Genomic DNA, 12,333 nt, shown 5'->3' with positions numbered 1-12,333 from the left:
TTAAACGAAAAATGTACCTCGGAAAGAGTGTAGTATAAACCAACGAAAGTATGACAAAAAAATACCCGCCAATTGGCGGGTATGTTATTCAACGTTCAAACGCTTGGGTTATGCCTCTACAGGCGATATCACAAACAGTAAGTCGCCTTGCGAGACTTGCTGACCATTGCTATTGAGAATACGCTCAATACGATACTTTTGATCTTCAGGATATAACACACCACTTTGGCGGTTAAAGCCCGCTAATGTTACCTGAGAGAACATCTTCATCGCTTCCATCAGTGCAAGTGTTTGCTCAACCGTTACAATGTCACCTTCTTTAACAAAGTCGGCCTCACCTGGTGCTGGAGAGGTATAGAAAATACCTGCGCCTTGCGCCAATACTTTAAGCTCGTTACTTTCACCAACACGTAGAGATTCAGTATCAACACCTAACGCTTCTGCAGCGGCTTCCATTTCAGCTATCAATGCTGGAATATCTAGCTCAGCCATTAAGCGCGGTAAGTAGTTGGTGTCATAAACGCCTTCGTTAAACGTAGGGTCTTTAAGGATTTGCTTTAACAACGGAATGTTAGTTGCAATACCTTTAATGACAACACTGTCTAAGTAAGCATACATTTTAGCCACAACATCAGCACGGTCTTCACCACGGATGATGATTTGCGCGATTAAGCTGTCGTAGTATGGCGACACTTCTTTACCCGCTTCGGCAATCGAAATGATTTCGACATCATCACGTTGCGGTATAACGCATTCTGTAATCTTACCTGGGTTAGGAATTAACTGCAGAATACCTTGGCTATCAAGGGCAGCTTTTTCGGCAGTGACACGCACTTCCATCGCATAACCTTGCTCAACTGGTTCGAGTTTCTCAATTGAACGGCCAGCAGCAATATCAAACTGCGCACTTACAATATCAATACCTGAGGTTGCTTCTGTTACCGGATGCTCTACTTGCAGACGAGTGTTCATTTCCATGAAATACACTTCATTAGCATCAAGGTTATAAATAAACTCAACGGTACCCGCGCCCATGTAATCGGTCGCATCACCTAACGCACGAGTGTATTCCATCACGCGTTGCTTGAGTTCTTCTGGAAGCATTGTAGAACCAGATTCTTCAATCACTTTCTGGTTGTTACGCTGTACTGAACAATCACGAATACCCAATACTTTGGTATTACCAAACTTGTCACGCAGTAACTGCACTTCAATGTGACGTAATGACGTTACATACTTCTCTAGGTACAAGTCACCATTACCAAATGCAGCAGCAGCTTCAGTGGCGGTTTTTTGGAATAAGCCAATCATGTCCTCAGGACGCTTAACTACCTGAATACCTTTACCGCCACCACCTTGTACCGCTTTAAGCAGCACTGGATAACCGATTTCAGATGCCACATTTACCGCTTGCTCTGCATTGGTCAAAATACCGTGGCTACCCGGTACTACTGGCACATTGTGTGCTTGCGATGTATGGATAGCATTAGACTTGTTACCCATCGTCGTCATTGAGTGCACGCTAGGACCAACAAAGTTTACGCCGTTATTCACACATAAAGCAGCAAACTGTGGGCTTTCAGATAAGAAACCAATACCAGGGTGTAATGCGTCTACATTCTCATACTCAGCCACTTTTAATACTGAATAAGCATTAAGGTAGCTTTCGTCTGATGTGTTACCACCAATACAAACCAGTTTATCGTTTTCTTTGAGCATGTCAGCGGGTACAGAGGTCATGTCTGGATCTGACGCCACTAATACCACATTGATATTGTTGTCATGTGCTTTACGGATCAACTTAACCGCAGTACAACCACGCGCATGCACTAATACTTTATCAATGGGCTTCATCAATGCACGAGGATCGTCTTGTACAATCTCTTCTTCTACTTCAACCACTTCAGGCACTAGCGAAGACAACGCTTTGCTGATCACGTCTTCAATTTTATTTGTTGGCAACGGCATTAATGGGTCGATACCAGATAACTGTGCATCTAATGTTTCACAGAATGGGTTATGCACCAATCCAGTCATTGCGCCCGGTACTTTAGACAAGTAGTTAGATAACGTTGCTGTTGACGGTAAATAAGCCGGTACCACCATTTGACCTGCAAACGGCATGTTTGTACCAGACAAGTAATAGGTTTGCACTAATGGGTGAGTCACAAAACTCGCCTGTGCGCCACCGGTACAGTCACCAAAACCAAACATCAATACTGGTAATTCATTATCACGAATAAAGCGAGTAATACGGTCATTTACCACAGCCATAGAGAATAGCGCCGCAGCACCTTCTTTAGTCTGCATACCACCTGAACTGATAAAACAAATCACCGGTAACTTGCGTTTAGCACATTCAATTAACAGTGCGCTGAACTTCTCTGCACTGGCCATATCGAATGCACCCGCTTGGAATGCAGTATTTGAGACTGCAACACCCACACGCAGCTTAGTACCATTGTTATTAAAGTCGGCTAAACCGGTAATCAAACCGCAAGGGCGGATCTTTTTATCAATGGCATCTTCAATTGATAAACGGAAACCAGGGAAATTAAGCAAGTTAGCTGACATTTTGTCGGCATCAATTTCATCAAATTTAGTAAAGAACTGTTTGATGACATTTTCCCAGCCCATCTTGCCTTGCTTTTTCTCTTCGCGAAGCACTTTTTGGATCAGTAAGTCTTGGTAACCCATGGTCAAGCGGTTCCAGAAATCCTTACGACGACCAATACGCACAGGGTTAATAGTGCCAGTGTATTTGTCGTGATCTTCTTCACTGTCAAAATACTCAGGCAACAAACGTTCAAAGAAGTAAGTTAAAATAACAAATAATGAATCGTTTAACTGTGGGAAACCCACACTCTTCCATTGCTCTACCCGTGTTAAGAGCTCAGCACGGTTAGATTGATCCATAAAGTATTTAAGCCACTTGTAGAACTTATTCTTGTCGTTGGCTTTGTCGTTAGTTGATAACGCATGGTCGATAGACTTATGTAATAACTTATCAACCGATTCGCGTGACAAGCTTTTAGACATCATCGCTTCTTTCGAAATCGACGCTAAGCTACCTACCACGTTGTCATATAACGCATTAAAAACAAGCACGTTATGACACTGCCAAATAAAGTCTTCACGCAGCTCATCATTAATCACAATATCAAGTACTGTCAGCTGGTTAAGTTCAGGCCATGGTGCCTGAGTGGCTGATTTAGGTAATGATTCTAAATGTTTAATTAAACCGTTAAAGTTGTTTGCTGCATTGCTCTTCCAACGGTGGTACAAAGACCAACCAATGTTGAATAACAAGGCTTTACGAGCTTTTTTGTAGTTCTCTTTTGGTTCACCCAAAATAAAGCGCGTAATCATGTTACGTTCAGTAGAGATCTCACTACGCTTAGCACTAAAGGTGCCCCATAACTTATTAAGCTCTTCGTCGTAAACCAGTTTGTCAGGGTTTGTTAACCACGCTTGGAATACACGCTCTTGCTCTTGCTTAATACGCGCTAGCAAGTCACCTTCTGGCACACTGACTTTCGATAAACGGCCATACTGCTCTTGCGAAATTGATTGAATCCGGCTGCGTAAGGTTAAATAACGTAAATAGCGGTAAGCACTACCAAAAATGTTGTGATACATGGTTGGATCGTTAGCAACGGCCAAACCAGTATTGTTTTCTAAGGTGATCAGATTTTTAGACGGCGTTAAGAAACGCTGTAAACTACGGTCGTAGTGCTCTTTTAAATCGGTAGATTCGCGTACAAAGTTGATTGCCGCGCGCTCTACCGCTTCAATAGAACTAATAATAGCGCGACGTAAATTGTGTTGGCGCTCGTCTTTATCTGACGGAGAAAAATCAACAATCCCGTCGATACATCCAGAGGTATATAACTCTTCTGGCGATACACCCACAGACTTAGCACACTCTTGCCATGACAAGTTGTACTTACGCGCAATACTTTGTAAACCTTGTGGCTGAATCGTATTAAAAATACCATCTCGCAGTGATAACAGGATGTTGGCTGCAGCTAATGGGATTGCACCACCAGAGTAACCGGCACCAATTACGATACCCACGGTCGGTACGTCAACATTGGCACTTTCTGCGATGGCTTTTGAAATTGAGTGCGCTTGGTTTTGGCTATTAGCAATTTCACCCGCATCAGCACCTGGTGTGTCAATTAAGTACACAATAGGCATAGACAACTGAGCAAAATGACGTATCGCTTTACATGCCGCAAGGTGATGCTCAGGCATCCATGCGCCATTGGCCGTTGTACGCTCTTGAGCGATAAAACCAATGCGACGAGTACGCGTGCCAAAGTTAAGTTCCACCTCGGCACGGTAAAACGGACCCGCATGAGTTTCGGCAATGATTTTACCTTTTAAGTCAGCGATCATACGTTTCGCACCAGGGCGATTTTTATCGAGTGTTGGCTGGATGACTTTGTTTACGTATCCATCAACATCTAAAGATGCCAAACTTTTAAGGTTTGCTTGTATTGCATCTTCAGTTAATAGCCCTTTCACTTCTTCAGATAAACTCTGCTTGTTATGAGCAGGAAATAACGAAAAGTCTTTAGCCAAGTGTTCGGCTTGTAAAAAAAGTGGGTCAGCCGATACTGCTTGAGTTTTGTTAGCGGGCTGCTTTTTGCTGGTCATCCTTAGATCCTCTGCTTATATAGCCTCTGAAATTTTTATAGCTCGTAAATATAACTTTGTTAGTAGGCAAATTACCACATATACTACCTTGGACGCTTTGTTCCATTAATGAGACAGTGAGACTAAAATGCCCGATTTGAACGGTATGATGCTGTTTGCAGCGGTAGTGAGAGCCAAAGGCTTCTCTCAAGCAGCAAGAGACATCGGACAACCTAAATCAACCATTAGTCGTAAAGTTGCCCAATTAGAAGAGCAACTTGGGGTGCGATTATTACAACGTGACACCCGAAATTTAAGTCTAACGCAAGTTGGCGCGCTGTTTTTTCAGCACTGTGATTCCATTAGTCACGAAATTGAAGCGGCAAAAGCCATTATTGAAAATACCCATACCGATATTTCGGGGTCATTAAGAATCGCTATTCCGGTGTCGTTTTCTCAAGATGTTATTGGTCATTTATGTTCAAGTTTTATGCGCCTATACCCCAATATAGAACTCGATATTCAATTTACCGATAACGATGTCGGTCTCGTGGGCGAAGGGTACGATATTGCCATTAAGTATGGCCCATTGCAGTCATCTGATTTAGTTGCCCGATTATTATTTGAACGCCAACCCATTCTTGTTGCCAGCCCAGGTTATATCAAAAAGCATAATAGCCCTGCTACGCCACAAGAGCTTGCCCAACATAACGGTATATTATTGGGAACCACGCTTTCGGCCCCGATATGGCCATTAGGTAAAGGCAACCGTAAAATGATGGCCACCTTCAAACGTAAAGTACGGGTTAACAGTGCTAGCATGGTTAAACGCCTAGCAATAGATGACTTTGGCATTGCGATGTTATCGAACACGAGTTGCAAACAAGAATTAGCGGCCGGCAGTTTAGTGCCCATTTTACAAGACTGGCCAATGGAATCATTTAAAGTGTATGGGGTATATTCAAGTCGACGCCAACTAGCCAGCAACATCAGTGCCTTTTTAGACTTTTTCACTAAACGTTACACCAGCCAAGAGTCGTTACACTCGATGATGGGGTAAAAGTGATACCCCCAAGCCGATTAAATCATAGTGAACCAAGCGACTTGAGGGGGGTAAATTAAAAGCGATATGGAAAACGTAAGCTGATTTGGTAATCAGGAGAATCTTCTGTTAAACCTGCACCAATAGAGGTCACCATAGACAAGTTAGGCGATAACGCTAACGTTGCACCAATCCCCAAATTGGCAGTATTGGTATCTGTTCTTGGAATGCCTTCCCACTGACCGCCTTCAGGTCGTTGTTTGGTTTTGCTGTAAAACCGTTGATTAAAACTCATTGCAAGGCTCATTCTTTCAGACACGGCAAATGCTAAACCCAGGCTATAATCAAGATAATTTCCCAAGTCTATTTCCCCAGGACTCTCTCCTACAGCACCTGATAAATCATCAAAATGTTCCTTAAAACTCGCACCATAATTTAAGTTAAAAAACACAATAGCTGGATCAAATGTTTTAGCTAAACTAAACCCAGTAGATACACTCCATACACCAGAGCCAGAGGCCATTTCAGTTGGATAAGTTAAATTCCCGGTTTCAGAACTCTCTAACGCAATACCAAATGGGTCTTTCCCTGTAGGGGCTCGAACTCTAAAATTCCAAACCCAATCAGGCCAATCGACCGATTCAGTATTAATACGATAATAAACAGCTCCCGTCATATCACCAATCTGCCCACCGCTCACTTTTGCTGTTTCATAACGTTGACTCGAGTTACCCTCACCAACTGAATCATATTGACTCCAGCGATACAGGTACGGCAATCCAAATTCAAACTGCCAATCGTCATTTAAAGTATAACGAGTGGTGAGATCAAGTTGAGTGGTATTTGTACGTATACGATCTAAATTTAAATTACCGAGAAATATCGCATCCAGTGCTAAAAAGCCTCTTAAAATAAGATCTTTTCGACTGTAATAACTGTAAGTAAATGAAGGTTCAACGGTAAATTTACGCGTAAATACGTTATGCGCTTCTTGAAGTACATCATCTGTACTTCTTGCTCGATCTGGCGCTTTTTTGCGTTCTGAAGAATCATTACTTGCGATAGTGTTTTGTGACGTAGTCTCTACTTGAGGCCTTTCAACTGATTGTAGGTCTACTTGCGAGGAAGTTTGTTGTGCTGTCGATGCGACATTTGTCGCGCTAGTTTGATTAATTAATGCCTCTTGCTTGAGTACTTGTTGTGCCATCTGATTTATAGTTTGTTGCTGCAACTTTATTTGTTGATTTAATAAAATCAATTTTTGTTTAAGTTCAGCAATGTCTTGCTCAGATAAAGTAGATTGTGAGGCAGGTTCAGGTTGAGAATGAGTATCTGCAGCATGCGCAGGTATTGCCAGCAAACTAGGCAATACCATTGCGACAGCTGAGGTCCATTTCTTATTCATAAACACATCCTTGGCTTGTACCGAATGAATTAAAAACCTAAAGCGGTTAAATCACTGATTTGCCTACCAAGTATATTAGACTGTATTGGTCCAACAGGCATACCGTCATATCGTATTGTAGACTGATTTATCACACTATGACTAAGTCCATCAATAAAAATACTCTGAACCAACTGGCCATTGCCATCCTGATAATTTAATCCTTGGCTAGCTTTGCCTGAAGCAAGTTCGATTTGATATCCCATCGTGTTAGGATTAGTCGAAAAAGTGGTATCGCCATTTTGACTCACTAGGGTTGTGCCTAATGCAATACTCACGCCTTGTGGTAAAGAGGCTAATCGCCCTTGAGCCATATCGAGCTCATTAACGGCCAAGTTTTCATTACCTGCAATTTGGATACGTTGTTGTAGACCAGCAGATTGCCCTAACGAATCAATGTTAAATTCATTTTGGCTATCAACTGCATCGGGATCACTAATCGTAATATTAATAGAGGGGCGATTATCAATTTGGCTAATTTCAATTTGCATCCCCACTTGTTGTTGAACACCATTATCTTGAATAAATTGAGTTTGCATTTGTAAGCCAAAATAATAATCTTGGCCATTATTGGTGTACTTCCCTTTCATGGCATCAAGTTCAAAATCTGTTAACACCTGGCTGTGTGTAAACACTGACAGTGAAGGTGAACTCGCCATCGCAGGTGTCACGATAGTTAATAAAAGCATCATGCTTAATTTCATACCGTCCTCCTTAAAGCATGTCTGAATAAGAAAAACCAAATTCGAGTAATTCGGCGTCTGTCATTGGTGATAATGGATCTAGCGAGTTAAACGTCAATTTAGCCCGAGGATGCAACAACGGGTTATCGCTTTGATAATCTTGGCCTATCACCACAAACACCACGCCATTCCATTTTTGATTAAACTCATCCATGGTCATTATTCGATTACCTAACGCCGGATCGCCTAGATAGACAAGCCCCTCATCATGACGGCGAAAAACCACAAAATGGCTGTAACCACTATCATTAAGTAAGACAATTGCAGGGATTTTAAGTAATGACATTTCCGCCTCACCCACTTTATAACCTCGTCCTCGTAATCCTTGAGATTGTAGGTAACGCTTCATATTCAACAACGAAAAACCTTGCTCTTTGACCAAACCTAAATCGGCATGCTCTAACATACCAATGAGCACTTTTTGCTCATTAATCTCTTGGCGATCATAAGCAAATTTGAGCACACTCGCCAAACTCGCTGCGCCACAAGAGAAGTCAGTTTTTTGCTCAATCACATACTCAAATTTTCGCTCTCGAATACTTTGTATCTGCTTAGAGTAATTTCCCATTCCTGGTACAACGCCAGTGAGAGGCATATTTGCAGCTAGACAGCTTGTATGAAAACTTAAACAGCTGATGATCGATAGGGTGATCATCCATGGAGTGATATTATTCATAAGATGAATCAGGGAGTTTCCTCCCTGCCTTATTCATAATCTTTCATTAAAGCCTATTCGCCAGAAATAATGTCTGTACCAGCAACAATACTTGTTAACGATAGGTTGTTAGACTGCAAGTTACCGGTGCCACTGGCCAAGTTAACGCCAATATTACCTGATGCACCTTGGAATGAGTTACCCGCTAACAATGATGAGTTGTTGGTTTTTTGGGTTACGGTTTCAATAAAGAATGGTAATTGACCACTTACAGTACCGTTAAGATCAAGTTCTCCAACTTCATTAAACTGCATTGAGCCTCCTGAACCATTTTCGTCATCGAAATCGATGTGGCCCCAAAGTTCACTTGTATCGCCATTATCATGCACGCCATCGTCAGTCCAAATTTCGGGATAGTAACCGGGCACTAATGTTGAAAGCCCACTATAACCAGAATTTTCAAGGTCCGTATTAAATGCTAAATCAACATTTATATACTCAACACTGTCTTGCACCACACTTAAATTGTCAGAATAATTATGGCCAGTTTGCTGTACATTAGAGACACTTGCTTCACCTAGTGCACCTTGGTATGTTGCAGCAGCCATATTATTGGCCTGTAGGTTGTTATTACCTGCAGCAACGTTAACACCAATATTACCAGTGGCATTCATAAATGCAGCACCATCAATGGTCGATGTATTGGTTGAAGCATCATTCCACACCGTATTAAAACCACCCACTTGTGTACTGAAAATCTCAGCATCACCAGAGCCAAACGCAAAACCAGCATCAATTGCTGCTAATGCAGCAGAGTTAGATTGCGCATTAAATTCACCTGCAGCCTGGTTAACACCAATATTACCGCTCGCATTCGTAAAGGCATTATCAGTAATTTGGGCTTCATTATCGTGATAATAATTAATAACCATGTTGGCACTTGATTCTTGAACATTTTCAACCACAGCCATTCCAAGCCCGTCGGCATAAATATTACCTTCAATAGTCACTTTGCCTTTATATTTAAGCTCTTTAGATACATCTACACTTTTAGTTAATTCAACACTGCTATCAGTTTCTAACATTCCATTCGCATATGCAGAACCACTCATTATTGCTGCAATACTTAGCACTAGAGTTAGTTTTTTCATCTTCCTTTCCTCCGATCGATGATAGTTAATTCCCGCTTGGTAACTGCAACGAGAACTGGTTAATGGCAATATTTTTATCGCCAGAAATCTGATTAATTTGCATCACGCCTTGTGCGTCCAGAAAACTGTCTGGCGCAATTTCAGCCTGATAATGTGATAATTGATAAGTTGAAGGAGCTAACTGGCTAGACACTTGAGTTAATGCCGAATCACTTAATCCTTGCCCCATGATGGTTTCGAGCGTTGCATCCATTGCTATACTGCCGATATTGGCCTGCATATTGAGTTCACCACTGACTTGATTCACACTGGCTAAACCTTGAAATAATGCAAACGCTTGGCTGTCTATTGCCGTTGTAAGTTGCTTATTCGCTTCAGTTAACGATTCTGACGACGGTAATACACGGTAGTTAACCGTTTTAATAACTGTGCTGCGACCTAATGCATGGCTATTAGATTGAATATTAAAGTCACCTGCAGCCTGGTTAATGCTTGCGATACCTGCTCCTTGAACCACATGAGAACCGATCACGCTCGAATCATCAGCTTGAATTTGTGCCGCGAGCAATAACATGCTCATTTCCAATCCTCGCTTAAAAGCATGTTGCACAAACTTGCAATGTAATAGGCTAATGATATCCATAAGATGTTCCTTCCTAACTTGATACTAGGAAGTAGCAACCCTTATGCCAAAACATAAAGCCAAGCAATTTCAACAACATAGATATTTCAACGTTCGAAAAATTCTCAATAATAAGAATATAAAAAGCTAGGTGGTTGAATTAATGCTGGATTTTATTTTAAGCAACAGTCTCAAAATTAAGACTAAGAGAACCAAAAGAAATGTGGAGGGAAATAGAGGTGGTTAAATCAGTTGTAAGCCATGTTTATCTATTAATCGATAAAACGTGGCTCTAGAAATATCTAAATAGCTCGCGGCTAACTCGACTTGACCATCAGCAATCAAGATTGCTTGCTGCAATGCTTGTTTTTCAGCGCTATCTTTTAACGTTTTAAGTGACAAGGCAATATGCCGTTTTTTATCAATGCCACCTAATTCTAGGTTCTGCGCACTAATTTGCTGTGTGTCGCTAAGTACAACTGCACGACGAACACGATTAATTAATTCACGGACATTGCCTGGCCATGGATGATTTAATAATGCGTGGCTCGCTGACTGTGATAATGGCTTGGTTGCAAGCCCGTACTCGTTTGAGTAAACCCCAATAAATCTGTTAGCAAGTCCAATAATATCATCACGCCGGTCTCTTAATCTTGGGGTTTCGATAGTGATACCATTTAATCGATAATAAAGATCTAATCTAAACCGACCATTATCAATGGCATTCTCTAGATCAACATGCGTGGCGGCTAGAATTCGTACATCAGCCGACTTAGACGTGCCACCTCCAACACAGTCATAAAGTCCTTCTTGCAAAAAACGCAATAAATTAACTTGCAGTTCTGCAGGTAAATCACCAATTTCATCAAGAAATAATGTGCCGCCATCCGCAAGCGCAATTTTACCTTTTCTGCTGCTCGTCGCCCCAGTAAAGGCACCTTTCTCATGCCCAAATAATTCAGATTGAACCAAGCCTACTGCCATTGCACCACAATTAACTGTAATAAATGGTCCATTCTTTCGATTTGATTGTTGATGTAATTTAGTGGCAACAAGTTCTTTTCCGGTTCCTGATTCTCCTCTAATCAACACAGGAATATCAGTAGGAGCAACACGTTCGATTTGTCGAAATAATTGCTGCATAACCGCAGATTGAATAACAGGTTGACCGGGATCTTGCCTTGGATCATCGACTCGCGGTGCATGACATTGTTGCTTTAATTTAGCGAGCCCCATACCATGTCCCAAACACTTGGCAAGCCGCTCAGGATCGATTGGGCTGGTACAAAAATCCCATGCAAACTGAGCAATAAACGTACTAACTTTAGGATCTTCAAGCTGAGGTTTATTAATTAAAACAATAATATGAACGCTCGGGTCTAACGCCCTAACTAAGTATTGAATCTTGTTGATAATATCGTTTTTACGTAAATCGATTAGGCATAACGCACAGTTAGTAGGAATGTTAAGTTTGTCGTGAGAGTTGATGTAGTAAAGTTTAAAGTGCAATCGAGAAAGTACGTCATTTAGCTCATTACACTGAAATCCAGCCATTAGTAATGGTTCCATGTTGATATCCTTTCGACACAATGAGTGCATTAATCCCGACTAGAGCGGGCTGCGCATCTTATCTATAGATATAACCGAACGATTTGACTTCAATATATACTTAGCAATACTGCTGAGTATAAATAACATAGCATTGGGCTTCCACTGAAGAATAAACACCGTGATAGGTTTAATACTCGTATACTTCTCCCCAGATAATTCACAAAACGAGTTTCTAACAATAACGCGTTATTCCGGCTATATCTTTTTTATGGTATTTAGTATGGTTCAATCCCACTATTTGTATAGTTAAAATCAGTCTTAAAAATGAAATTAGCTGTAAAGTTTTTCAGCCAGATAAAGATTGAATGAAGCGCTTACCCAAAAGTCTGAAACATTAATAGAAGTATTAACCAAGCAGTTAAGTCGCTGCTATAACTGTGATATAACTATCTCTTATACCCTTAAAGATTGTAAACATAATAGG

8 protein-coding genes are annotated in these 12,333 nt (G+C 41.3%); 1 reads left to right on the top strand and 7 read right to left on the bottom strand.

What is annotated here, in order from left to right; genetic code table 11:
• Positions 1-108 precede the first annotated feature (108 nt).
• Entirely contained in the window at positions 109-4,662 is a 4,554-nt protein-coding gene (locus tag PQR79_RS18970; RefSeq protein ID WP_238106190.1) for an ATP-binding protein, read from the bottom strand.
• Positions 4,663-4,789: 127 nt separating this feature from the next.
• Between PQR79_RS18970 and PQR79_RS18965 the strand changes: the two genes are divergently transcribed.
• Positions 4,790-5,701 carry a LysR family transcriptional regulator gene (locus PQR79_RS18965; protein WP_238106189.1) on the top strand — a complete coding sequence of 304 codons (912 nt, stop codon included), beginning with the start codon at positions 4,790-4,792 and terminating at the stop codon, positions 5,699-5,701.
• 58 nt (positions 5,702-5,759) lie between these two features.
• Here the strand turns inward: PQR79_RS18965 and PQR79_RS18960 are convergent, their stop codons facing one another.
• From PQR79_RS18960 to PQR79_RS18935, 6 genes are all read right to left on the bottom strand, one after another.
• Positions 5,760-7,088, bottom strand: coding sequence for a transporter (locus PQR79_RS18960; protein WP_238106188.1), 1,329 nt, complete (start codon positions 7,086-7,088; stop codon positions 5,760-5,762).
• A gap of 29 nt (positions 7,089-7,117) precedes the next feature.
• Positions 7,118-7,831 (bottom strand): hypothetical protein, encoded by a 714-nt coding sequence (locus PQR79_RS18955; RefSeq protein WP_238106187.1) that lies wholly within the window; start codon positions 7,829-7,831, stop codon positions 7,118-7,120.
• Positions 7,832-7,841: 10 nt separating this feature from the next.
• Positions 7,842-8,546, bottom strand: coding sequence for a C39 family peptidase (locus tag PQR79_RS18950; RefSeq protein ID WP_238106186.1), 705 nt, complete (start codon positions 8,544-8,546; stop codon positions 7,842-7,844).
• A 53-nt stretch (positions 8,547-8,599) separates the two neighbouring features.
• Positions 8,600-9,676: a FapB/FapC family functional amyloid domain-containing protein gene (locus tag PQR79_RS18945; protein WP_238106185.1), complete on the bottom strand. Its 1,077-nt coding sequence runs from the start codon at positions 9,674-9,676 to the stop codon at positions 8,600-8,602.
• 25 nt (positions 9,677-9,701) lie between these two features.
• Positions 9,702-10,319, bottom strand: a complete 618-nt coding sequence (locus PQR79_RS18940) for a FapB/FapC family functional amyloid domain-containing protein (protein WP_274408618.1) — start codon at positions 10,317-10,319, stop codon at positions 9,702-9,704.
• A gap of 222 nt (positions 10,320-10,541) precedes the next feature.
• Complete coding sequence (locus tag PQR79_RS18935) at positions 10,542-11,867, bottom strand: sigma-54 dependent transcriptional regulator (RefSeq protein ID WP_238106183.1); 1,326 nt, start codon at positions 11,865-11,867, stop codon at positions 10,542-10,544.
• Positions 11,868-12,333 lie beyond the last annotated feature (466 nt).

This window comes from Shewanella metallivivens, from assembly GCF_028750675.1.
In the GTDB taxonomy this organism is placed as follows: domain Bacteria; phylum Pseudomonadota; class Gammaproteobacteria; order Enterobacterales; family Shewanellaceae; genus Shewanella; species Shewanella metallivivens.
This window is presented reverse-complemented; position numbering and strand designations above follow the sequence as displayed.